The sequence below is a fragment of the Natronoarchaeum sp. GCM10025321 genome (assembly GCF_042663585.1).
Lineage (GTDB): Archaea > Halobacteriota > Halobacteria > Halobacteriales > Natronoarchaeaceae > Natranaeroarchaeum.
The window spans coordinates 1,342,761-1,364,856 of the sequence record NZ_JBHTAN010000006.1 but is presented as its reverse complement, the minus strand read 5'-3'; the positions used below and the strand labels follow the sequence as shown (position 1 = coordinate 1,364,856).

26 protein-coding genes and 1 tRNA gene are annotated in these 22,096 nt (G+C 61.3%); 19 read left to right on the top strand and 8 right to left on the bottom strand.

All coding sequences use genetic code 11. From position 1 onward, the window contains the following. Positions 1 to 89 precede the first annotated feature (89 nt). Entirely contained in the window at positions 90 to 479 is a 390-nt protein-coding gene (locus ACFQL3_RS09675) for a methylglyoxal synthase (RefSeq protein WP_377053697.1), read from the top strand. Positions 480 to 491: 12 nt separating this feature from the next. Here the strand turns inward: ACFQL3_RS09675 and ACFQL3_RS09670 are convergent, their stop codons facing one another. Next, complete coding sequence (locus ACFQL3_RS09670; RefSeq protein ID WP_377053695.1) at positions 492 to 746, bottom strand: HAH_0734 family protein; 255 nt, start codon at positions 744 to 746, stop codon at positions 492 to 494. Positions 747 to 862: 116 nt separating this feature from the next. Between ACFQL3_RS09670 and ACFQL3_RS09665 the strand changes: the two genes are divergently transcribed. From ACFQL3_RS09665 to ACFQL3_RS09640, 6 genes are all read left to right on the top strand, one after another. Next, positions 863 to 1,141: a 50S ribosomal protein L44e gene (locus ACFQL3_RS09665; RefSeq protein WP_377053693.1), complete on the top strand. Its 279-nt coding sequence runs from the start codon at positions 863 to 865 to the stop codon at positions 1,139 to 1,141. Positions 1,142 to 1,146: 5 nt separating this feature from the next. Further along, positions 1,147 to 1,344: a 30S ribosomal protein S27e gene (locus ACFQL3_RS09660; RefSeq protein ID WP_377053691.1), complete on the top strand. Its 198-nt coding sequence runs from the start codon at positions 1,147 to 1,149 to the stop codon at positions 1,342 to 1,344. Positions 1,345 to 1,362: 18 nt separating this feature from the next. Further along, positions 1,363 to 2,163, top strand: a complete 801-nt coding sequence (locus tag ACFQL3_RS09655; protein ID WP_377053689.1) for a translation initiation factor IF-2 subunit alpha — start codon at positions 1,363 to 1,365, stop codon at positions 2,161 to 2,163. After that, a complete protein-coding gene (locus tag ACFQL3_RS09650; protein WP_377053687.1) occupies positions 2,163 to 2,345 on the top strand; it encodes an RNA-protein complex protein Nop10 in 183 nt (60 codons plus the stop codon). The genes ACFQL3_RS09655 and ACFQL3_RS09650 overlap by 1 nt, the downstream gene beginning before the upstream one ends. A gap of 5 nt (positions 2,346 to 2,350) precedes the next feature. Then, positions 2,351 to 3,106: a proteasome assembly chaperone family protein gene (locus tag ACFQL3_RS09645; protein WP_377053685.1), complete on the top strand. Its 756-nt coding sequence runs from the start codon at positions 2,351 to 2,353 to the stop codon at positions 3,104 to 3,106. Positions 3,107 to 3,219: 113 nt separating this feature from the next. Beyond that, positions 3,220 to 4,323 carry a pyridoxal-phosphate-dependent aminotransferase family protein gene (locus tag ACFQL3_RS09640; RefSeq protein WP_377053683.1) on the top strand — a complete coding sequence of 368 codons (1,104 nt, stop codon included), beginning with the start codon at positions 3,220 to 3,222 and terminating at the stop codon, positions 4,321 to 4,323. Here ACFQL3_RS09640 and ACFQL3_RS09635 read toward each other — a convergent pair. Further along, a complete protein-coding gene (locus ACFQL3_RS09635) occupies positions 4,320 to 5,222 on the bottom strand; it encodes an acetamidase/formamidase family protein (protein WP_377053681.1) in 903 nt (300 codons plus the stop codon). The genes ACFQL3_RS09640 and ACFQL3_RS09635 overlap by 4 nt on opposite strands. A gap of 67 nt (positions 5,223 to 5,289) precedes the next feature. Continuing rightward, entirely contained in the window at positions 5,290 to 6,474 is a 1,185-nt protein-coding gene (locus tag ACFQL3_RS09630; RefSeq protein WP_377053679.1) for a tRNA sulfurtransferase, read from the bottom strand. A gap of 450 nt (positions 6,475 to 6,924) precedes the next feature. On the opposite strand from ACFQL3_RS09630, the gene dpsA reads away from it, so the two are divergent. From dpsA to ACFQL3_RS09610, 4 genes are all read left to right on the top strand, one after another. Next, the gene (gene dpsA / locus ACFQL3_RS09625; RefSeq protein WP_377053677.1) at positions 6,925 to 7,473 is read left to right on the top strand and encodes a DNA starvation/stationary phase protection protein DpsA; all 549 of its coding nucleotides are present in this window, start codon (positions 6,925 to 6,927) and stop codon (positions 7,471 to 7,473) included. Positions 7,474 to 7,642: 169 nt separating this feature from the next. After that, on the top strand, positions 7,643 to 9,781 hold the full coding sequence (locus ACFQL3_RS09620) for a PAS domain S-box protein (protein ID WP_377053676.1): 2,139 nt from the start codon (positions 7,643 to 7,645) through the stop codon (positions 9,779 to 9,781). 93 nt (positions 9,782 to 9,874) lie between these two features. After that, on the top strand, positions 9,875 to 10,207 hold the full coding sequence (locus ACFQL3_RS09615) for a winged helix-turn-helix transcriptional regulator (RefSeq protein ID WP_377053674.1): 333 nt from the start codon (positions 9,875 to 9,877) through the stop codon (positions 10,205 to 10,207). A 61-nt stretch (positions 10,208 to 10,268) separates the two neighbouring features. Beyond that, entirely contained in the window at positions 10,269 to 11,492 is a 1,224-nt protein-coding gene (locus ACFQL3_RS09610) for an iron-containing alcohol dehydrogenase family protein (protein WP_377053672.1), read from the top strand. A 53-nt stretch (positions 11,493 to 11,545) separates the two neighbouring features. Here the strand turns inward: ACFQL3_RS09610 and ACFQL3_RS09605 are convergent, their stop codons facing one another. Continuing rightward, a complete protein-coding gene (locus ACFQL3_RS09605; protein WP_377053670.1) occupies positions 11,546 to 11,761 on the bottom strand; it encodes a hypothetical protein in 216 nt (71 codons plus the stop codon). 143 nt (positions 11,762 to 11,904) lie between these two features. Here ACFQL3_RS09605 and ACFQL3_RS09600 point away from each other — a divergent pair, with 143 nt between their 5' ends. Both ACFQL3_RS09600 and ACFQL3_RS09595 read left to right on the top strand, forming a co-directional pair. Then, complete coding sequence (locus ACFQL3_RS09600) at positions 11,905 to 12,831, top strand: winged helix-turn-helix domain-containing protein (RefSeq protein ID WP_377053668.1); 927 nt, start codon at positions 11,905 to 11,907, stop codon at positions 12,829 to 12,831. Between the two features lie 289 nt (positions 12,832 to 13,120). Then, positions 13,121 to 13,711, top strand: a complete 591-nt coding sequence (locus tag ACFQL3_RS09595; RefSeq protein WP_377053666.1) for a hypothetical protein — start codon at positions 13,121 to 13,123, stop codon at positions 13,709 to 13,711. Positions 13,712 to 13,999: 288 nt separating this feature from the next. Here the strand turns inward: ACFQL3_RS09595 and ACFQL3_RS09590 are convergent, their stop codons facing one another. Together ACFQL3_RS09590 and ACFQL3_RS09585 are read right to left on the bottom strand one after the other, a co-directional pair. Next, positions 14,000 to 14,827, bottom strand: coding sequence for an alpha/beta fold hydrolase (locus ACFQL3_RS09590; RefSeq protein ID WP_377053664.1), 828 nt, complete (start codon positions 14,825 to 14,827; stop codon positions 14,000 to 14,002). 235 nt (positions 14,828 to 15,062) lie between these two features. Then, positions 15,063 to 16,382, bottom strand: coding sequence for a PQQ-binding-like beta-propeller repeat protein (locus tag ACFQL3_RS09585; protein WP_377053662.1), 1,320 nt, complete (start codon positions 16,380 to 16,382; stop codon positions 15,063 to 15,065). Positions 16,383 to 16,602: 220 nt separating this feature from the next. On the opposite strand from ACFQL3_RS09585, the gene ACFQL3_RS09580 reads away from it, so the two are divergent. Both ACFQL3_RS09580 and ACFQL3_RS09575 read left to right on the top strand, forming a co-directional pair. Beyond that, positions 16,603 to 17,457 (top strand): ZIP family metal transporter, encoded by an 855-nt coding sequence (locus tag ACFQL3_RS09580; RefSeq protein ID WP_377053660.1) that lies wholly within the window; start codon positions 16,603 to 16,605, stop codon positions 17,455 to 17,457. Positions 17,458 to 17,729: 272 nt separating this feature from the next. Then, entirely contained in the window at positions 17,730 to 18,644 is a 915-nt protein-coding gene (locus ACFQL3_RS09575) for an ATP-grasp domain-containing protein (RefSeq protein WP_377053658.1), read from the top strand. 258 nt (positions 18,645 to 18,902) lie between these two features. Here the strand turns inward: ACFQL3_RS09575 and ACFQL3_RS09570 are convergent. Then, positions 18,903 to 18,977, bottom strand: a tRNA-Arg gene (locus tag ACFQL3_RS09570). Between the two features lie 132 nt (positions 18,978 to 19,109). On the opposite strand from ACFQL3_RS09570, the gene ACFQL3_RS09565 reads away from it, so the two are divergent. The 3 genes from ACFQL3_RS09565 (at position 19,110) to ACFQL3_RS09555 (ending at position 21,165) form a co-directional block, all read left to right on the top strand. Beyond that, the gene (locus ACFQL3_RS09565; protein ID WP_377053656.1) at positions 19,110 to 19,964 is read left to right on the top strand and encodes a geranylgeranylglycerol-phosphate geranylgeranyltransferase; all 855 of its coding nucleotides are present in this window, start codon (positions 19,110 to 19,112) and stop codon (positions 19,962 to 19,964) included. A 132-nt stretch (positions 19,965 to 20,096) separates the two neighbouring features. Continuing rightward, positions 20,097 to 20,717, top strand: coding sequence for an RAD55 family ATPase (locus ACFQL3_RS09560; protein WP_377053654.1), 621 nt, complete (start codon positions 20,097 to 20,099; stop codon positions 20,715 to 20,717). A gap of 43 nt (positions 20,718 to 20,760) precedes the next feature. After that, positions 20,761 to 21,165, top strand: a complete 405-nt coding sequence (locus ACFQL3_RS09555) for a CoA-binding protein (RefSeq protein ID WP_377053652.1) — start codon at positions 20,761 to 20,763, stop codon at positions 21,163 to 21,165. 27 nt (positions 21,166 to 21,192) lie between these two features. On the opposite strand, the gene ACFQL3_RS09550 is transcribed toward ACFQL3_RS09555, so the two are convergent. Continuing rightward, positions 21,193 to 21,543 (bottom strand): DUF5798 family protein, encoded by a 351-nt coding sequence (locus tag ACFQL3_RS09550; protein ID WP_377053650.1) that lies wholly within the window; start codon positions 21,541 to 21,543, stop codon positions 21,193 to 21,195. A gap of 93 nt (positions 21,544 to 21,636) precedes the next feature. Here ACFQL3_RS09550 and ACFQL3_RS09545 point away from each other — a divergent pair, with 93 nt between their 5' ends. Beyond that, on the top strand, positions 21,637 to 22,056 hold the full coding sequence (locus tag ACFQL3_RS09545) for a DUF7548 family protein (RefSeq protein WP_377053649.1): 420 nt from the start codon (positions 21,637 to 21,639) through the stop codon (positions 22,054 to 22,056). Positions 22,057 to 22,096 lie beyond the last annotated feature (40 nt).

Here is a 22,096-nt window from a genome sequence, read left to right as displayed (position 1 = left end):
GATGAATATCTCCGCTCGGGAGTAAAAAATCATGGGGCTACCGAGCCGTCGTTCAAAACGACTAACTGCCTTCCCCGATAGACACGAGTATGACACGCGTCGCGCTAATTGCTCACGACGACAAGAAACCGGACATGATCGATCTGGCGCAGAAACACCAGGCGCTGCTGGAACAGTACGATCTCATCGCGACGGGGACAACTGGCAAGCGACTGATGGAGGAAACGAATCTGGATATCGAGCGCAAGGAGTCCGGACCACTGGGCGGTGACATGATGATCGGTGCAGAGGTCGCAGAGGGGATCCTCGACGGCATCGTCTTCCTGCGGGATCCGCTCCGGGCACAGGCCCACGAGCCCGACATTTCGGCGCTACTGCGGATCTGCGACGTTCACGACACGCCGCTGGCGACGAACCTCGCTTCGGCGGAGTATCTGCTCAAAGGGCTTGCGGATCGGCCGGTCCACCAGGACGACTAGAAGAGGGGTCGGCTATCCTGCGCGCTCGATAACGGTGACTTCGCCGGCGTCGAGTCGCTCGACGTCGAGAAAGTGCGGAATATACTCGCGTTTATCGTAGGTCTCGCGCTCGTCCTCGGTGCCGCTGATACACCACAGCTGTACCTCCTCTGGGCCGTGCCAGTCGCCGTTGCGGTTGATCTGGAACAGGGTCAGTTCCTCGCCATCGTGCTCGATGACGCCGTTGCGGCGAACCCCGGGATCCCCGCGGATAATGAGGCGCTTCATATGGAACCGTTCGTACGACCCTCAATTAAGCGCTTCGAGACCGAGCCGTGAATCGGCTCCGAACCAAACGGGTTTTAAGGACCGGAGGCCAACCACAGTCCAAGAGGCCGATATCTATGGAAATGCCACGCCGATTTAACACGTATTGCCCGCATTGCAACGAGCACTACGAACACGAGGTCGAGAAAGTTCGGACCGGTCGACAGACCGGCATGAAGTGGATCGATCGACAGGAAAAACGAAACAAGGGAATCGGGAACGACGGTAAGTTCTCGAAGGTACCGGGTGGCGACAAGCCAACCAAGAAGACCGACCTCAAATACCGCTGTGGCGAGTGTGGCAAAGCTCACCTCCGCCAGGGATGGCGAGCAGGTCGGCTTACGTTCCAGGAGTGATTACGATGGCAGGAAATTTCTACAACGTCGAGTGTCCGGATTGCGAGAACGAACAGGTCGTCTTCGGAAAAGCCTCCACTGAGGTCGCGTGTGCGGTCTGTGGCGTCACGCTCGCCACGCCCACCGGCGGGAAAGCGGTGTTCGAGGGCGAAGTCCTCGATATCGTCGAGAACCGCTCGGGCGAGACCGTCGAGGCACAGTGAGCGCCGAGGTGATCGACGATGAAATTTAGCGGTTGGCCCGAGTCCGGCGAACTCGTCGTCGGCGAGGTCGACGAGATCGAGGACTTCGGCGTCTTCGTCGATCTCAAAGAGTACGAGGACAAGCGCGGTTTGACCCACGTCAGCGAGGTCGCCTCCGGCTGGATCAAAAACGTCCGCGATCACGTCCGCGAAGGGCAGACCGTCGTCTGTAAAGTGCTGGACGTCGACGAGGACGCCCAGCAGATCGATCTCTCGATCAAGGACGTCAACGATCACCAGCGCTCCGAGAAGATTCAGGAGTGGAAGAACGAACAGAAAGCGGACAACTGGATGCTCCTCGCCTTTGGCGAGGATGTCGACGACGAGACGTACACGCGAGTCGCAAACGAGATCCTCGCCGAGTTCGGGAGTCTCTACGACGGCTTCGAGCAGGCGGCGATCCACGGCCACGAGGCCCTGGAAGCCACCGACCTCGACGACGACGAGATCGACGCGCTCGTCGAGACGGCCCGAGAGAACGTCTCGGTGCCCTACGTCAACGTCACCGGCTACGTTGATCTGGAGTGTCCGGCCCCGACCGGCGTCGACTCGATCAAGGAGGCACTCAAGGCCGCAGAGGGCAACGGCGAAGTGCCTGACGAAGTCGATCTTGAAGTCTCCTACGTCGGTTCGCCGGAGTACCGGATCAAAGTTCGAGCGCCGAACTACAAGACCGCCGAAACCCAACTCGAAACGAGCGCGGATCGGGCGATCAACGCGATCGAAGCGGTCGATGGCACCGGCCATTTCCACCGCGAGCGCCGTACTGACGACGAGTAATGAAGTCGGATATCCGGGTCTGTTCCACGTGGGAAACGGAACACGATCGCCCGGTGTACACCCTTTCTGATAGCTGTCCGGAGTGTGGGAGCGATGCCGTCAACAGCGCGCCTTCACCGTTCAACCCCGAAGATCCCTACGGGGAGTACCGACGCGCACTTAAGCGACGCGCCCGGGAGTAAGCCGTATGGACGAAGTCGATATCGAGAGCGTCGAGACTGTCGAGCTACAGGATCCGGTGCTCGTCGAAGGCCTGCCGGGTGTCGGCCACGTCGGGAAACTCGCCGCCGAACACCTGCTGGACGAGCTAGACGGAACGCTCGTACGACGCGTGTACTCCGACCAGTTCCCGCCGCAGGTCGAAGTCGGCGAGGAGGGCGTTGCAGAGCTCACCTGTGCGGAGTTTCACGCCGTCGAGACAGAGGGTCGTGATCTGCTCGTCCTCTCGGGAGATCATCAGGCCCAGAGCAACGAGGGCCATTACGAACTGACGAACGCCTTCCTCGACATCGCCGAGGAGTTCGGCGTGAGCGAGGTATACGCGCTCGGGGGCGTCCCGACGGGCGAGCTAATCGAGGAGTACGACGTGCTGGGCGCTGCCTCTCACGAGCACGTCGTCGAGCGACTGACCGATGCTGGCGTCGAGTTCCGTGAGTCCGAACCTGCGGGGGGGATCGTCGGCGTGAGCGGCCTGCTGCTCGGCCTGGGTGGCCGCCGTGGCCACGACGCCGCCTGTCTCATGGGAGAGACTAGCGGCTATCTCGTCGACCCGAAGAGCGCGCAGGCAGTGCTGGAGATTCTCCAGTCCGAACTCGGTTTCGAGGTCGACTTCGAGAGTCTCGAAGAGCGCGCCGACGAGATGGAAGAAGTCATCGGCAAGATTCAGGAGATGGAACAACAACAGAACGTTCCGAGCGACGACGACCTGCGCTACATCGGCTGATTCTCTGCTGGCCGTTTCAGGACCGGTACTCGACCCAATCCTCACTTAGCCAGCGGCGTATCACAACATCCATACTTGCGCGCGTGGCAGACCCATACAGATAGGTGATATACGTGACAGAGAAACAGGAGTACACCGACGATTATCCCGAGAAAACGCTGTATCTCCCCGGTCCGACCGAAGTCCGAGAGGACGTCATCGACGCCATGGCTCAGCCGATGTTCGGCCATCGGATGGACCGGATGACCGACCTCTATACGACTATCGTCGAGGACACGAAGGAGTTCCTCGAGACTGACAACGACGTCATCATCCTCACTGCCTCGGGGACGGAGTTCTGGGAGGCCACGACGCTCAACCTCGTCGAGGACAACATGCTCGTGCCGACCCAGGGCGCGTTCAGCGAGCGACAGGCAAACGTCGCCGAGCGACTGGGGAAAGACGTCGACCGCATCGAGTACGAGTGGGGCGAGGCGGTCAAGCCCGACGACCTCCGCGACGCGCTCGAAGCGAACGACTACGATGCGGTCGGTGCCGTCATGAACGAAACTTCGACCGGCGTCCGCAATCCCATCGAAGAGATGGGCGACATCGTCGACGAGTATCCGGATACCTACTTCGTCGTCGACGCCATCTCCTGTCTGGGCGGCGACTTCATCGACATCGAGAAACACGGCATCGACGCCATCTTCACGTCGGTCCAGAAGGCCTTCGCGATGCCGCCGGGCCTGGCGGTCTGTGTCGTCAACGACGATGCCTACGACCGCGAGGAAGAGAAAAGCGACTCTTCGTGGTACGGCGGTTTCCGCCGGACGCTCGATTACTACGACCGGAAGGGTCAGACGCACTCGACGCCCGCGATTCCGATCATGCTGGCCTACCGCAAACAGATGAAGCACATGCTCGACGAGGGGCATCACGAACGGGACCAGCGCCATCAGGAGATGGCCGAGTACACCCGTGACTGGGCCCGCGAGCATTTCGGTCTCTTCCCCGAGGAAGGCTACGAGTCCCAGACGGTCACCTGCATCGAGAACACGCAGGGTATCGACGTCGCCGAGACTGTCGAGCAGGTCAGCGAGCAGTACGACATGGCCTTCTCCAGTGGCTACGGCGACCTCAGCGAGGAGTCGTTCCGGATCGGCCACATGGGCGAACACGACGTCGAGAGCATCAAGGAACTCACCGACGCCATCGAAGACGTCGCGGACCTCTAGAGCGGCGCTGAGAGGTATTTTTTCGGCACTGCGTTCCGGACGGTGACGAGCGGATCGACGACCTGGCTTATTTCGAGGCCACCGACGAGACTGGAGAGCATGTACGCCTCCGTCGCAGACAGATCGTTGTCGGCGGCGAGCAGTCGGATCGCGTCCTCGTTGGCCAGTTCACAGGCCGTCTCTATCGTCTCCGCACTCGCAATCGTCTTCCACGCGTCAGCCGTTTCGACGAGCGGGCGCGCTAGTTCTACGTCGGTCTCGACGAGGTCGACGGTCAGATCGATTTCGGTGGCGACCTCCGCGCCAGTTCCGCACATCTCGCCGTCGGCCATCGCGGCCTTGCAGTCGCCCATCGAAAAGAGCGCGCCGTCCTGAAACACCGGGAAGTACGCCGTGTTTCCGGCGCTCATGTCGGTCGTGTCGAGGTTCCCGCCGTGGTCGTGTGGGACGAGCGTGGTGAAGGACTCTTCGGCGGGCGCGACGCCGATGGTTCCGATCACCGGTTCGATTGGGACGTCGATGCCCTCGAACGATAGCTGACCGTCCTCGACCGGTGTCATTCTGGTCTCCGGTGCCTCGATCTGCGGGTAGCCATCGAGAAGGCCAAAGCCGTCGATCGTGATGACTCGCCCTTCGGGTTCGGCGATGCGTATCTCCTCGATTTCGATCCGGAGTACGTCGCCCGGCATCGCCCCCTCTACTGCAATCGGTCCGGTTGCCGCGTTTACCTCCCCGGGTACCTGATCGATCAGGTCGGATTCGGACTGGACCGCGCCGTCGAGGCTGTCTCTCGTTTCGATAGTCACTGCCGTTCCTGGGGGGACGGTCTCGACGGGATCCATCTCCGGAGCGAACTCGTAGATCGCACCCTGCTCGTGTGAGACTGTCTCGCGTGACATGTTCGCTACTCCATCGTCCGATCACGTAAAATGTAGTCCCGACGAGTGGTGTATCGACCGAGGAAGGTTACCGCCCGAGTTCCAGTACGTCGGCCGCGCGGGCGTCCCGCTGGGCGCGTGCCTCGAGGTCGTCCGGTTCGAGTCGCAGGATCTTGTCGAGTGAGCCGTGAGTCTCCGCTTGCTCCGGGGCAAACCGGTTACAGCCAGCCGAGATGGTCGACGTATCGAAGGTGTCGAGCGTCCTGGCGCGTTCGACGATCTCCTCTTTGTCGACGGTCAGGAGCGGCCGGTGGACCGGCAGGTCGACCGCCTGACTCGTCACGCCCAGATTTGCCGTCGTCTGGCTCGACTTCTGTCCGATCGCTTCGCCGGTAACGATTCCGACTGCTTCGTTGTCCCTGGCGACGGTCTCGGCGACCTGATACATGTACCGTCGGAACGCGAGCATCCGCCCTTCGTCGATGGTTCGGGCGAGGAGGTCGACGGTCTCGCCGGCGTCGACGATCCGCAAGTCAAACGACTGGCCGGGCGCGTACTCCGCGAGTTTCCGGACGGCTTCGATCGCTCGCTGGCGGTGGTCGACACCGCCGTAGTCACCGAGGTCGAGATAGACGGGGAGGATCGGACTCCCGCGCCGCATGGCCTCGTGGGCGGCGACGGGCGAGTCGATACCGCCGCTGATCAACACGACGAGCGGTTCCTGGGTTCCGATCGGTAGGCCGCCCGGGCCCTGTCGTTTCTCGACGAACACGAACGCTTCCTCGTCCCGGCATTCGACGTAGAACGTCAGGTCCGGGTCGTCGAGGTCGACCTCTGGCTCGAAGCCTGACTCGACGGCCTCCCAGACAGCCTTGCCGCCGAACTCGCCGATATCCTCGCTATCGAACGGGGTCGTGTCGCCGGCGCGACGCGCCTCGACGGCGAAGCTACCGCCGGTGTAACACGCTTTTGCGGTCCGAGTGAGCGCGGCTTCGATCGATTCCCGGTCGGCATCGACGACGACTGCCGAGCTGGCAGAGACGACGCCGAAGACGTCGCTGGCGGCCGCCGTCGCCGCCTCTACGTCGGACTCGTCGACGTGGATCAGCGGGCGGGTCCATCGACGCTCGACATCGCCGTCGATTCCGCGGTCGGCCAGCATGGTCCGGACGCTCTCGGCAAGCCGGCGCTCCATCGACAACTGGACCTGCCGGCTCTTGGTGTTCACCTCGCCGTGTCGGAGCAGTACCGTGTCAGCGCCCGGTGGATGCATATCCTCGCGTAGACCGTAGCGGGATATACACCCTTTGGAAGGCGGATCCGTGGAGAGGACATGGCGGTTCCCGGACTCTTAGGCCGACCAAAACCTTTTTAGAATTAGGCGGACCTAACTTCACCTGATGAGCACCACGGCCGACGCGGACGAACGCGAAGCCCCGTCCGAGGACTCGCCAATGGTCGAAGCATGTGAGACCAGTCCCGGACGCGTAGTCTTTACTGAGAGCGGAAACACCGACGGTTGGATTGCGACTGATCTTACGGTCACCCTTTCTCGATAACCCGCTTTGCGACAGTTATCGTGCGCCGACAGCCGCCAGTATAGTCGTCTCCCCGACCGACTCCGTTACGTCTTAACTCAAATAAAAGATTACTTTTTGATTTCTAAAAACTCTTTTGGCAGGTATGAACCTTTAAGTGCATCGCCGCCCAAGTAATAGATGTCATGAGCTCCCAGAAACACGCCCGTCAGCGCTTCGACAATGTCGAAGAAAGCGAAGCCCTGCGGATTCCCGAAGACAAGGCCGAACAGCTAATCGAAGCACTGAACACCGACCTTGCCGCGACGTACGTCCTGTACCATCAGATCAAAAAGCACCACTGGCTCGTCGAGGGCGCGGAGTTCCTCGGTATCCACGAGTACCTCGGCGAAGTCTCGGCCGACCTCGAAGAAGGTGCCGACATGCTCGCGGAACGAGCGCAGGCGCTCGGCGGTGTCCCGCTCTCTGGCGGCGCGAACTACGAGGACCGCGCACCCGTGACCCCCGAAGACAAGGACGCCTACGACATCCGGACGTCCCTCGAGAACGACCTCGAGATATTCGGCGACATCACCGAACAGCTCCGCGAGCACGAACAGCTAGCGCGGAACCTCGGTGACCCGGCTACCGCGGAACTCCTTCGTGACGTCCTCATCGACGTTGAGGAGCACGGTCACCACCTCGAACACTACCTCGAGGACGACACGCTCGTCACCGAGGGTACGATGGAATAACAGGACGTCACCGCCTGCTGATCGGCCGACCGCAGCTCTCTCGTTTTTTTCGACTCGCCAGTCGGATCTGTGAACAATAAAGATTAATAAGTGGCACTCCGACTCGGACGGTATACCGGCGTACTGCGGGTGAGTCTGTGGGCCGTGCCCTGACCGGTTATCAGAGATTATGAACTCCCAGAACGCTGTTCTGTGTCTGTCCACTGACGCCGATGTCGTCGAACGGCTTGCCAGTCCCCTTCGCTGGTCGTATCCGCGCATCTCAGTCGTTGCGACGACGGAACCGGACGACGCCGTATCTCGTATCGAAGCCGGTGACGTCGACTGTGTTCTCGCCGACGCGGAAACTGTCGAGTCGACCCCGGCCGTGCTCGCCGCGGTCCGAGAACAGTACCCCGCAGTCCCCCTGCTGTTGTTGTCTACCTCCGACATCGACGGCGATAGCGTCATCGCCGAAATCGTCGATTTCGTCCAACTCGACGGGGAGGACGCCGACGCCGCGCTCGGTGGCTGGGTCGCGAACGCTGTCGTCCACGGCTCCGGCCCCGCTACCCACCCGGTCGGCTCTCCGCCCGAGGACACGGTCCACGATATCAAGCGCCTGCTCGTCGACGCCAGTTCGCCGATGGATATCGAACACGCAGTCTGCAATCAGCTAACCGACGCTGGCCGGTACACCTTTGCGTGGGTCGGCGAGTACGATCCGGGCGAACGCCAGGTCGTTCCCTGGGTGACGAGCACTGCTCCCGAGGAGTGGCCCACCTCCCGGACCTTCGGCGTCGGGGCGAGAGCGCCGGATACCGTCCTTGACGACCTGCTTCGGACGCGCGAGACCCAGATCGTCGACGATATCGAGGCGCATCCGGCGGCCGTCCCCTGGCGGTCGGCCGCGCTCCAGCAGGGCTGTGTCGCTGCTGCGTTCCTCCCGCTGGCCGAGAACGGCGACCTCCACGGCGTGCTCGGCGTCTACACCGATTCGGAGAACGGGTTCAGCGACGTGGAGCGAAGCGTCCTCGAAGAGGTAGCAGAGACGACCGCTCACGTGCTCGATTCGATAGCTGTCCGGGGAGAGATCGACCAGCAAGAGCGAGTGCTGGAGCGCTACGAACGGCTCGTCGAGACCGTCGGCGACGGGATGTACGCGCTCGACTCGGAGGGGCACTTCATGACGGTCAACAACGGTCTGCTGGAGATGACCGGCTACGCTCGTGAGGGGCTGCTGGGCGAACACGTCTCGATACTACTGGACGACGACGACAGCGCCCGCCGTCGAGAGACCGTCGAGCGGTTAGAAAACGACCCCGACCGTCAAAAAGAGGCCGTCGAAATAACGATCAACTGCAAGGATGGAACGCGGGTCCCCTGTGAGAACCAGATCGCGCTGCTTCCCCAGGATGACTCGCTGCGTGGGACCGTCGGGGTCCTCCGGGACATCACCGAGCGCAAGAAACGCGAGCGCGAGCTAGAGCGCCAGAACGAACGACTCGAAGCGTTCGCCAGGATCGTTAGCCATGACCTCCGAAACCCGCTTTCGGTGGCACAGGGCTACGTCGACCTCCTTGCCGAACAGGTTGGTGATCTGGACGCCCTCGACAACGTCCGTGACGGTCTCAATCGGATGGAAGACATCATCGGCGACGTGCTGGCACTCGCCCGCCACGGCCAGACCGTCACCGAGACCCAACAGCTCACTCTCGATGAGGTCGTTACCGACGCGTGGTCCAACGTCATGACTCAGAAAGCCCGGATCGAGATTGAGAGCTCCGGGGCTATCGCGGCCGACCGCTCTCGTCTCCTGCGGTCGTTCGAGAACCTGTTTCGGAACGCTGTCGAGCACGGCTCGACAAGCCCTGACTCGCAACCTCGTCAGGATAGTGTGGAGCATGGCTCCACGAACAGTCGGTCGCAGACCGACGACTCTGTCGAGCATGGCTCGACGAGCCCTGACTCGCAAACGCAGCAGGACACCAAAGCGCAAAGCGCTTCGAGCCCTGACTCGCAACCTCGTCAGGACGCCGTGAAAGTGACGGTTCGCGTCGGCTTGCTCCCTGCCGTCGACGGCGTCCCCACCGCTGATTCCTCGCGCTCGACCGGCTTCTACGTCGAGGACGACGGGCCAGGGATGCCCGAGGAGGTCCGCAAGAACGCCTTCGACTCCTCGTTTACCACCTCCGACGAGGGTCTCGGGATCGGCCTGTGGGTCGTCAGGGAGGTCGCCTCCGCACACGGCTGGACCGTCGACGTTACCGAGAGCGAGAGCGGTGGCGCACGGTTCGAGTTCCGCGACGTGCGCGCCCATCCGGAGTAAGTGCCGGCCACCAGTGGTTGGGCCCCACCCGGTTGCGTTCCGATAGCTGGTTCGTCACAGAACCTATATGGGGCCGTCGCGTACGAATCTCGTATGGCAACAGGTGCACCTCAGGACGAGAAACATCACGGCGAGGACGTCTGCTCGGTCGTCGATTCGCTCGAACAGATCGGCTCCCAGTGGCGACTGATCGTCCTCAACGATCTACAGGACGGCGAGAAACGGTTCAACGAACTCAAACGGTCGACTGACGCCAGTTCGCGGACCCTTTCGCGGGTGCTCGACGACCTCCAGGAGATGGGCTTTGTGACACGTCGAATGGAGGAGGACGCCCCCGTCGCGACCTACTACGATCTAACCGAAAAGGGTGCATCGCTCTGTCCGGTGTTCGACGAGATAGAGGCCTGGGCCGACGAGTGGCTGTAGACGCTCTGCGGACTGCTCCAGCGACAGTACAACATCTCCGGCGTTTGGCAGGCCCACCGACATGAGTGATCCAGTCTCCCTCTCGACGAGCAGGTTCGAGTACGACCCCGGCGTGATCCGCTTGGGTCGGGGCTGTGTATCCGCGCTTGCGGACGAACTCGACCGGCAGGGGTGCACCAACGCCCTCGTCGTCTGTGGACGGACAGTCGGTTCGACGCCTGCAGTTCTCGACCCGGTAACCGAGGGACTCGATGACCGTCTCGCTGGCATCTTCGCCGAGACGACACCGGAGAAACTGCTTGGCACCGCCGTCGACGGCGTCGAACGCTTGCGCGAAGTCGAGGCCGACACCGTGGTGAGCCTCGGCGGCGGCAGTAGCCTCGACACAGCCAAAGTCCTCAGCGTCCTCGCGGCGACGGATCGCTCCCCCGCCGAAGTCGGCGACGAGCTAGCAACATCGGGAACTATCCCCGTCCCGGAGGACGGTCTCCCGGCTATCGTCGCGGTGCCGACGACCTTCGCCGGCGCGGATCTCTCACAGGGCGCGGGCGTGAACGCCGACCCCGAAAACGGCCTCGTCGACGAACCGGTCAGCGGCGGCGTCTCCGACCCGCAACTCATGCCTACGGCGGTGTTTGCCGATCCCGCCCTGTTCACAACGACGCCGTACGACGTGCTCGCTGGCTCGGCGATGAACGGCTTCGACAAGGGCGTCGAGACGCTCTACGCTCGCAACGGGACACCCGTCTCCGACGCCACTGCGATGCGCGGCCTGCGTCTGCTCGCCGATGCACTGCCCGCGCTCGATGCCGATTCGTCGAGTCCGGAGACGATGGATCGCGCCGTCGAAGGCTCCCTGCTCGTACAGTACGGCGTCTCCCGGCCGGACGGGAGCACCCTTTCCATCATTCATGCGTTCGGCCACGCGCTCCGACACCACGCCGGACTGCAACAGGGCACCGCCCACGCCATCGTTGCCCCGCACGCGCTCGACTATCTGTTCGAGCAGGTTGACGGCCGCCGGACCCTCCTCGCGCGGGCACTCGATGTCCAGACTGCAGAGCGGTCTTCGGACGCAGTATCCGATGGTATCGTCGACGCCGTCACCGAGGTTCGGGATTCGCTGGGAGTGACGACACGACTCCGATCGGTCGACGGCATCGAGCGGTCGGATCTCGGGGCAGTCGCTGAGACGACGCTGGCGGACCGCTTCATGGCTCAGGTGCCGGAAGGGCTGGATCCGACCGTCGAGGACCTGCGAGCGGTGCTCGAAGCGGCGTGGTGATCCGGAGCCTGCAGGTTCCGGGTGATTGTTGCAGAGGTAGCCATCCTCGAAACCTACTCAGTGGTTCGACCGCGCTGGAGATGGGCCCTCCCAGGCGCGAGCGTCTCGCGGTCATATGCCACCAGCAGGAACGCCAGGACGACGAGTACCATCGCGACTCGTGTCGCCGTCGGTGCAACCGACCCAGCGGCGGCGCTTCCGCCCCCATCGCCCGGTAGCGGCGCGGGCAAGAGCGCCTCCGTAGAGTTCCACCCGGCGTGAAACAGCATCGTGCTTATCTGCGGAGTCGTTCGACTGTGAGCTATGCCGGTCGGAACAGAGGGGTGATCCAGGCGTTGGAGCACCGACCAACGATACCGAGGCGAACTCCCGCGTGCCGTGGTTTCAATACTGGAGCGGTAGTTCACCCTGTATGGGAGCGGATCGGTCTGCGGACGACGTGTTCGGGCTTTTGTCCGACGAGATCCGACTCGACATCCTCCGGACAGTCGCGCTCGCACAGCACGAGGAAAAGAAGAAAACGGGAGTCGCTTCCCTGTCGTTTTCGACCATCTACGACCGTGTCGACGTCGACAACACCGCGAAACTATCGTACCACCTCGGTGAACTCACCGGGACGTTTCTCAGAAAACACGACGGAGGCTACGCGTTCACCCATGCTGGCGAGCAGTTAGTTCGCTTCATTCTCGCCGAGAACTACTGCTCACCGTCGGATTTCGGGACTATCGAGACGGAGGGAGCCTGTCTGTTCTGTGGCGAACGCGCTCTCGAAGCGATGGTCGAGGACCAGTTTTTCATGATTCGGTGTTCCGACTGCGAGCGTCCCGCGTTCTCGTACAAGATCAGGCCAGCGCAGGTGCGGTCTCACTCGGTGGATGCCCTGATCGACACAGTCATCTGGGAACTGGCCGGCGACTTTCTCAAGATGCGCCAGGGCGTCTGCCCGGACTGTGCTGGGCGCATCGAGACGTCGGTGGTGGATGCGGACGATGTCCCGACCCCCGAAATCGTGCCTGCGTCCTTCGCCACGCTTAGCGATTGTCAGGAGTGCCTGCGCTTCTTGAGCGTCCCACTCACCCACGCCCCTGCCTACCATCCGGAGTCAATCTCGTTTCACTGGGAACACGGTATCGACATCATGAGTACGGGACCCTGGGAGTTCCATCACTTTCTCCACGAGGGGCAGTGGAGCACGGAACGCGTCGAGAGCGACCCCGGTAAGTACCGAGTCGAGTTCCAACAGGAGACGAACTCGCTTCGACTGTATCTCGACGAGAACGCCGTGGTCAGACGAACCGAGCGCGTGCGAGATCGGAGCCGGAGCGATCGACGTTCGTAACAGAAACCTTTCAAAATACTCGTTTGGCGAATCGAGAGGGTTTACGATCACTCTGCTGAATACGTGCAGTATGCGCCAATTCCTCCCTGTAGCACTCAAACCAGATTTTGAATCGGTTCCGATAATATATCAAAAACTCTATAATATTTATGTGGGAGACGCTCGGAAGTGAGCATGTGGTGTTCGACCGATGAATCCGAACGAAACGATCGATTCGACAGACTCTGACGCACAGCATCGAACTGACGCTGCCGCTTCAGCGAAGCCTCTGGGACGGTGGCTCCTGCTGATGGGAACGCCGGTTCTGCTCGGAGCCCTGTTCCTGATCCATCCCGACGGTAGCGGTGGACTCGAGGGTCTTCTCGCGGTGAGTGAAACGTGGCTCGACCTTCACGTCGCGATGTTGAGCATGCTCGGACTGCTCGGCGCATGCTTTTACGTGTTGTTGCAGGGATACACCGGTCCCGTCGCCACAGTCGGACGGGTTGGGGTTGGCATCTACATGACGTTCTACATCGCCTTCGAGGCGATCCGCGGGATCGCAACGGGGCTGTTGGTCCACGATGCCCACACCCTGCCGGCCGAACAGCAGGAGGGAGTCGCAGCGGCGGTGGACGTACTTGCCACGCCGTCGACAGTGCTCGGCGCTCTTGGGAGCCTCGGAGCGCTCGTCGCCGTCGTCGCGATCAGCGTGCTCCTGCGTCGGTCCGGAGCACCGCTGGTCCCCGCCGTCCTGCTCGGTGGGGCACCGTTCGCAACCGTGTTCCACGCCGGGACTCCGCTAGACGCAGTCGGAATGGGTATGTTCCTCGCCGGCGTGATCTGGCTCGAACTGGGCTGGCGGCGTAGCGATGACCACCAGGCCACGCAAGCGACCTGAGAGGCCGTCACAAAACCGTCATTCGATATGTCTCAGCAAGAGACCACACCAACGACTTCGACCGAAGAAACGGAGCGACATCGGACCGATCGCTCGGTATCAGGACCGGCGTGCCGACGCCCACTACGAGAAGATGGGCTGTCGCTGGAACCAGGAACCGCACGACGTCGTCGAACGAGCGGATCTGTCGGTCCAGGACGCGACATCCGGGCTGTTTGGCGTGATCACAACGTTCGAGATCTGGCCGGAATGAGCCCGCGCATCGAACCGACTCCACCCGCGAGGCTCTCACGTCTCCCGATCCGCAGTGAGCCACTCGAATACGTCTCTTTGATGATCGAGTAGCGTCCCGAGATGATCGGTTTCGGACGTTACCAGCGTCCCGTCGGTAGCCTCCACCAGTTCGCGGACGGGCGTGAGCGGCGTGTTCTCGTCCTCTGAGCCGTGCCAGGCATGCATGGGGACGGACGACCCTGTCGATTCGAACGAATCCGTCGTGAACGACCGATTCTCCCGTGCGACTGCCTTCGACCCCTGCTGGAGGGCTTCCTGAAAGTCGTCGGCGACCGCCCGAGAAACCGGGTCGGAGACCGACCGATCGGTGTACTGCCCGACGACCGCCTCTGGCCCCCGGACTGATGCCAGTACGCCGGACAGCCCAAACAGTATGCGCAGTGCAAAGGGGATCTTCGAGAGTTTCGCCAGTCCGTTCTCGGCCGGCGGAACGACGGTGCTAACCAGACCGAGTCGGTTCGCCCACTCGCTGGTCGCCGCCGCGAGCGCGAACGGGCCACCGCCGGAAAAGCCCACCACTGCGGCCCGTTCGATCGACTCTGCATCGAGGAGTTCGGTCAGGTCCTCCTGCCAATCGTCCCAGGTCCAGTCACTGGGTGGCGACGACGACTGCCCATAACCGGGTCGGTCCGGAACGATGAGTCTGACTCCTTCCTCGCTCGCGGCCTCCGACAGGACCGCGGCGAACAATCGTGAGCCGGGAGTTCCGTGATGGGCAACGACTGGGTAGCCATCCGGATCACCACCGCTGATGTACGCGAGCGTTCGTCCGTCCGATAGCGTGTGCGTGTTCGTCGAGAGGGGGGTATTCTGATCTGTCATAGGGGGAACCATTCGTTGGGTTTCATCGATATACTGCTGAATCTGATTACGATACCACTCGTTCCTCGTGATTGACTTGTCTACTCAATGGTAACAGTTCCATTGATATTGATCCGGTCGTCAGTGGTGCGGAGTGAATCGCCTTCGGATCCGGAAGTCGGACTCCCAGTCGCTCCATCCTGGGGCCAAGAACGACGTTTCGAGTGTCCTGTGGCATATGTCGTCTTTCAGACGGCTACTCCTCAGCCAACGCGGCGACGTACCCGCTGTCCGTCCCGACGACTGCGCGCGTTCCCTCCACGGCAGGCTGGGTCAAACGACCACCATGCGAGAACGACCACCGTTCGGTACCGTCAGGCGCGTACGCACGGAGCTGCTGACTCTCCTCCTCTTTACCGCCACGGACGACGAGCGTCTGGGGGTTCCCAGCAACAATCGATGGCTGTTGGGGTACCGATTGCTTCCATCGTCGGTCCCCAGTTGCCGCATCGACGGCATGGACGCTCCCGGTAATGGTGGAGATACAGACTGTACTGCCCACGACCACTGGCGCATCGCGCGTGTCTCCGTCGGTGGAGTACCGCCAGTGCTCTGTGCCGTCCGAGGAATCGACGCCGAACAGCCAGCCACCGTACTCGGTGATGAATACCATGTCGCCCGACTGGACTGCGCCCGTCGCGACGAACGGCTCGTCGACGGGTGCCGAAAACCGCCAGCGTTCGCTCCCGTCGGCCGCGTTTACTGCGACGACGGGATAGTTCCCAGCCTCGTTTTTCTGTTCGGATTCGAGATACATCGTATCGCCGAGCAGGCGGGGTTCGTGCGTGGCCGGTCGCATATCCCGATGCCAGCGCTCACTCCCGTCGCTAACTGCCAGGGCTGTCGTCCGGCGAGTACCCTCTACGGCGTAGAGAGTGTCGTCGTAGACAGTAGCATCTGTCGTGTCGCCGGCTTCGATGGACCAGCGCTGGTCCCCGTCGCTCGCCCGGATGGCGAACAGTTTCTCACCCGTTAGGCCGAACTCGTCGTCGGAGGTGCCGAGGTATGCAGCGTCCCCGGTACTGTCCAGCAGATGAAGGAATCGGTCGCGTGACTCCGTCGTCCACGTTTCCGACCCGTCGTCGATGCGAACGAGACGCTGCTCGATACCGTGTGTGCCGGCGCCCCATCCGACTATCACGTAGACGCCGTCTCCGACGACCGGAAATGACGCGACACCTGCGGGAGCTTCGTACCGCCACTGTTGGCTCCCATCGTCCGCTGCGAGGGCGTAGATGTTCTCGCTTCTCTCCGGGCGGACGTGATCACGGTCACTGGTCGCGTTGTCGTTAGTCCCGGCACCGACGTAGACGATATTGCCCTCGACAGTCGGTTGGTTCCGAACGGAGCCACCGGTCTGGCGCGTCCAGCGGACAGCATCGCCGGTCGGTCGCTCGTCGCCCTCGCCAGGCGAATCGGCGTCCTGTCTGTCTATGCAACCGGCGAGCCCGAGCGTGGCGAGAAGCCCACCGCGGAGGACCGCACGTCGCGCGCTCGACGGATCGTCGCTGACCATACTACATGTCTCTGTCCAACAGGGAATAAGTCCGCTGGAGGCACAAAGAGCGACTATCGTTACTGTCTCGCTCGCGATGTCGTGAGACCTCCTCAAGCGGTATCACAATCCGGAGGTCGAATGGAACCTGATGTGTTCTCTGTGGAATCAGTTCGTACAGCTGATTTCAGGCGTATATGGGTATATTCTTATAAAATTCCATCTCGTTTGGAGTTACGCAATGACCGTTGAGTTTACAGAGACCTTCGTCCGACTCGCCGGGAATTCTCCAGTGATGCAGGCGCTTGCTGGAGGGATCATCATTGCCCTACTGAACCTTGTTGGGGCCTCGCTCGTTCTCGTCTGGCGAAATCCGTCCGAGCGGGCTCTAGATAGTATGCTTGGCTTCGCCGCCGGTGTAATGCTCGCAGCGGCCTTTACCAGTCTTATAATTCCTGGCATCGAAGAGTACTCCGGAGGAAACCCGCTCCCGACACTGATCGGCGTCGGGATCGGCGCGTTATTCCTTGACCGCGCGGACGCTCTAGTTCCCCACGCACACTATCTTCTGACGGGCGAACGACGAAGGGACGCAGCGGAACCGGACGAGACGCTTCCGGTCACTGACGAGCGACTGGCTGGCGTAGTACTGTTCATTTTAGCCATCACGTTGCACAATATGCCCGAAGGTCTGGCCGTTGGGGTCGGGTTCGGTGCCGCAGCAGGAGATCCGGCACAACTCGGGAGTGCGTTGTCTTTGATGCTCGCTATCGGTCTTCAAAACATCCCCGAAGGATTGGCTGTGTCTGTGGCAGCGATAAACGCTGGCCTCGACAGGCGGCTCTATGCTGCAATCGCTGGGGTCCGAGCAGGGGTCGTCGAAATCCCACTCGCGGTGCTGGGAGCCGTTGCCGTGGCGACAGTCGAGCCGCTATTGCCATATGCGATGGGGTTTGCTGCAGGCGCAATGTTGTTCGTGATTTCCGACGAAATCATCCCCGAGACACACAGGAGTGGTCATGAACGCGTGGCGACGCTCGGACTCATGGCTGGGGTCATCATTATGCTGTACCTCGATATTGCATTAGCTGGTTGATATTTCTCTGCGCCTGAAGAGGCAGGAATCCCGAGCGGTGGGAGTTTCAGGTTTGTAACCACGACTCCGCCACTTCACGGGAATTTGCGTCTAACCCAGTCCTCGTAGTCGGTGGCTGTCTGGCCATTCCAGGTGGTCGTTACTCCTATCCTCGGCGTGAACACCGTGGTATTGCGCCTGCTCCGCGTATCAATCCGAGCACTGTGCACAGCGTCTACCGAGCACAGTTCACGACGCCCCATATTTTTGTATAGGTGATAGTGAGGTTACATATGGTTCAAGACCCGTTTCACCTCGCAATCGTAACGGGGAGGTTCGCACCACAACTGAGTGACGGTGGTCAACAGGTCGCGACAGCGCTTGCCGAGCGCGGCATCGATAGCGACCCCGTTATGTGGAACGACCCGACGGTTGACTGGCGTCGCTTCGATGGGGTGCTCGTTCGATCCTGCTGGGAGTATCCGGAGGACAGAGGTCGGTTTCAGACGATGTTGGACGAGATCGAGGACGCAGGCGTCCCCATCTGTAACCCCCTGTCTGTCCTTCGATGGAACCTGCACAAGAGCTACCTCCCCGCTCTTGATCGGGAGGGAGTCCAGATTCCGGCGACGACAGTGATCAAACAGGGCACAGATACGTCACTCGAAGAGGTCATTCGAACCAGCGGGTGGGACGATGTCGTCGTCAAACCTGCAATCGGCGCGATGTCGTCCGACGTGTGGCGAACATCGGCAACTGAGGTGGCTGAGTCGGAACAGCGATTTACTGACCACGTCACCGACCACGACGTTCTGGTCCAGGAGTTCGTCCCGGAGATCAGCGCTGGCGAACGGTCTATCGTGTTCTTCGGCGGCGAGTATAGCCACGCATGGAACAGCCTGCCCGCGGAGGACGACGTCACGGAGTTCGATGGAATCGATGCCGAGTACGACCCCCCATCCGAGATCCGGCGGCAGGCTGGGGCAGTATTACAGTCGGCATGTGAGATCATCGGTCTCGAAAAGGACCGCCTTCCGTACGCCAGAATCGATTACGTACACCGTGATGATGACCTTCTACTCATGGAACTAGAACTGATCGAGCCGTATCTCGGTTTCGAACGCGGTGACGACACTATCGAGCGCTTCTGTGAGGAGGTGGTATCGTACTTCGAGGAGCGAACGTCGAGAGAGAGTTCTGGCGGGTAACCAGATCCGGCGTTCGTCCCAGTCTTTCGACGGACGCCATCGTTCTGTCGGCACACTAGTCGCCGCCTGGATCGTCGCCGCAGACATCGTGACTGGCGTCACCTATCCTGCCCGCGCCGATCTGTTTAAAATCGTTCCGAAAGGTCACGGACGCTGCAGGATTTGAACCCGGTGCAAACACTCGCTGTCGCTCGTGTATGCGTGATTCAAATCCTTCGCGGTATACTTTTCACTACTCACATTCGTTCGCAGGAAAAGTGGGCGCTGCAGGATTTGAACCCGCGGCATCTTGGTCCGAAGCCAAGTGCTCTGTCCAAGCTGAGCTAAGCGCCCGCACCCACAAATCCGAGGAGGGTAAAGTTAAACCCACTGATTTCGGGACCCGCACTACCCGTGCGAACACGGGTCATTCGTGGATGCGTTATTTCGCGTCTTTTATTTCGTGTGGCTGGGAGAGTAGTGAGTATGGACGTCCAGGCGCGGGTGCGAGGCTACGTCGAGTTGACGCGACCGATGAACGCGGTCGCTGCCGGAGTGTTGACGTTCATCGGTGCGTTCGTCGCCGGGGCTTCGACCGAAAACGTCTGGATGGTGGCTGCAGCGATGGCCGCGACAGCGATGGCGACCGGCGCAGGGAACGCGATCAACGACTACTTTGACCGGGAGATCGACCGGATCAATCAGCCACAGCGGCCGATCCCCCGTGGCGCGGTGAGCGAACGGGGGGCGCTCTGGTTCAGTCTGGTCCTGTTTGCCGTCGCGACGGCGTTCGCGGTGACGCTACCGCCACTGGCTATCGGGATCGCGGCGTTCAATCTCCTTGCGCTTATCGCGTACACGGAGTTGTTTAAGGGGCTACCGGGCCTCGGCAACGCGCTGGTGGCGTATCTCGGAGGAAGCGCGTTCCTGTTCGGCGGTGCGGCGGTCGGTGACGTGGGCGCGTCGGCAGTGCTGTTCGTCCTCGCTGCCCTCTCGACGCTGACACGTGAGATCATCAAGGACGTCGAGGACATCGATGGCGACCGGGAGGAGGGACTGAATACGCTACCCATCGCAATCGGCGAGCGACCTGCCCTGCACGTCGCAACAGTGCTGTTACTCGTCGCCGTCGCCGCGAGTCCCATCCCGTATCTTCGGGGAACGTTCGGGGTTCTCTACCTGCTTGTCGTCGGTCCTGCGGTGCTCGTCATGCTGTTCGCGGTAGTCCGGAGTTATCGCCGGCCGAGAATCGGCCAGCAGTATCTCAAGTACGGTATGTTTCTGGCTGCGGTCGCGTTTATAATCGGTCGGATAGGTGTCGTATTACCGAGCGTATTGTAGTCGGCTATGGTGATTGGTTATTTCTCGTCCGTCACACTGACGATCAAAAGTACTATATGTGGGTATCGGTATACTTACACTAACACTCTCGACCAACACAGCAATCGGCTGTGCAGTATATGAGGGCACATCATGTATGATCTGGCAGACGTCCTTCCGGACGCTAAACTCGAGTCTGGCACGAACCTCCTGATCACGGGGCCACCGCTCTCGGGTAAGCGCCGCCTTGCACTCGACATCCTCGCGAACGGCACCCGTCAGGAAGAGGGTGCCATCGTAGTCACGACCAAGGACAGCGGTGACAAGATTCTCAGCGAGTACAAAAAGCGAATCGACAACGTCGAAGACGAACCGCTCGGAATTGTCGACTGCGTGACCAAACAGCGCGGTGTCGGCAGTGCCGAGGATGGGCCCCAACTGAAGTATGCATCCTCGCCGGTTGATATGACCGGAATCGGGATCAAACTCTCGGAGTTTCTACAGGACTTCTACGAACGCCGCGGTCTCAAACAAAACCGCGTGTTAATGCACTCCGTTTCGACGCTGCTGATGTACTCTGACCTGCAGACTGTTTTCAGGTTCCTCCACGTTTTCACTGGCCGCGTCCAGAGCGCCAACGGACTGGGGCTCTACGTCATCGACTCGACGGCACACGACGATCAAACCATGAACACGCTCACACAGTTGTTCGACGGCCTGATCGAACTCTCGGAAGACAGTGCCGAACCCCCGCGTCTCCGGACTGCAGAGTAGGGCTCCCGCGTCACTTTTCCCGATACGTCGTCTACATTCGTGTATGACAACTGAGGACGAACTCGTGAGAACCGCGCTCGATAGCGAACGGATCGCCGTCGTTGGCTGCTCGTCGACGCCCGGCAAGGACGCCCACGAGATACCGAAGTATCTCGACGCACACGGCTACGACATCGTACCGGTCAATCCCTTCGCCAAGGAAATCTTCGGTCACAGAGCCTACGATTCGCTCGACGACGTCCCGGACGGGATCGACCTCGTCGACGTCTTTCGTCCGTCGGAGGAAGTCTCGGGAATCGTCGACAGTGTGCTCGAACGGGACGATGTCGACGCGCTCTGGTTACAACTTGGTATTCGGGACGACGACGCGGCGGCCCGTGCCCGCGACGAGGGCGTCGCTGTCGTACAGGATCGCTGTCTCAAAGTAGCGCACGCACGACACCGCTGAGAAACACGCGCGGTTCGTCGTGGTTCCTCAGCCTTCGATGGCGTCGTCGGCCTGCTCGGCGCTGTCGCTCTCGCTCGCAGACGCCTCACCGTCCGGAGACTCGGCCGCATCCTCCGCTCCGTCGTCGGATTCAGCCTCCTCGATCGCCGCCTGAGCGAGCACTTCGTCGGCGTCGATCCCCTGCTCACGGGCGAGCTCTTTCAGCAACACCAGTTGCTTTTCCGAATCCTTTTCGAGTCGGCTGACCCGGTGGTTTGTCTCTTCGGTGGCCTCTTCCAGGTTGATGACTCGCTCCCGAACGTCTTTGAGTTGTGCGATTAGCTGTTCGGCCCGGTCTGCGAGTGTCTGGATCCTCTTGGCGGTGTCTCCGAATCCCATGTCAACCGTTTCGCACCAATGGCTTGTGGGTTTTCCGATACGCTGGTCCCGTGGAACGCCGTGTTTATACTGGCGGATGCAAGAGTTCAGTCTGTGATAGATAACCGGACGCCGCCAACGCTCGGAATCGTCGCCTGTCTGCTCGTCATCGCGATCGTGGCGCTCCCATATCTACTACTGTCGGATGTTGGAGCGGGTGGAATCAGCGCCTACTACGATCACGGCGTGGTCGGACCGTGGGTCGTTACCCTGCTCACGATCATCGCCCTCGTCGCGTTCGCCGCGGGCCGGCAGGAGCGCTCGGATCCAGTGACCATCGCTGGAGCCACGCTCGTACTGGGACTGTTTATCGCCGGGAGTGCGGCGGCCTGGGCGCTGTCGGTACCGTCGGCGTTCGTCCAGCAACTCGGGACCGATACTTGGCTCGAGTACCATCGATGGTCGCTGGTCGTGGCGTCGGCCCTCCTGCCGGTTGCAAGTGCATGGTACGCAAAGGCTCTGAGAGTGATTTGAGCCCGACTCGACGCTCGTAACGAGTCGTTTCTGAGACATC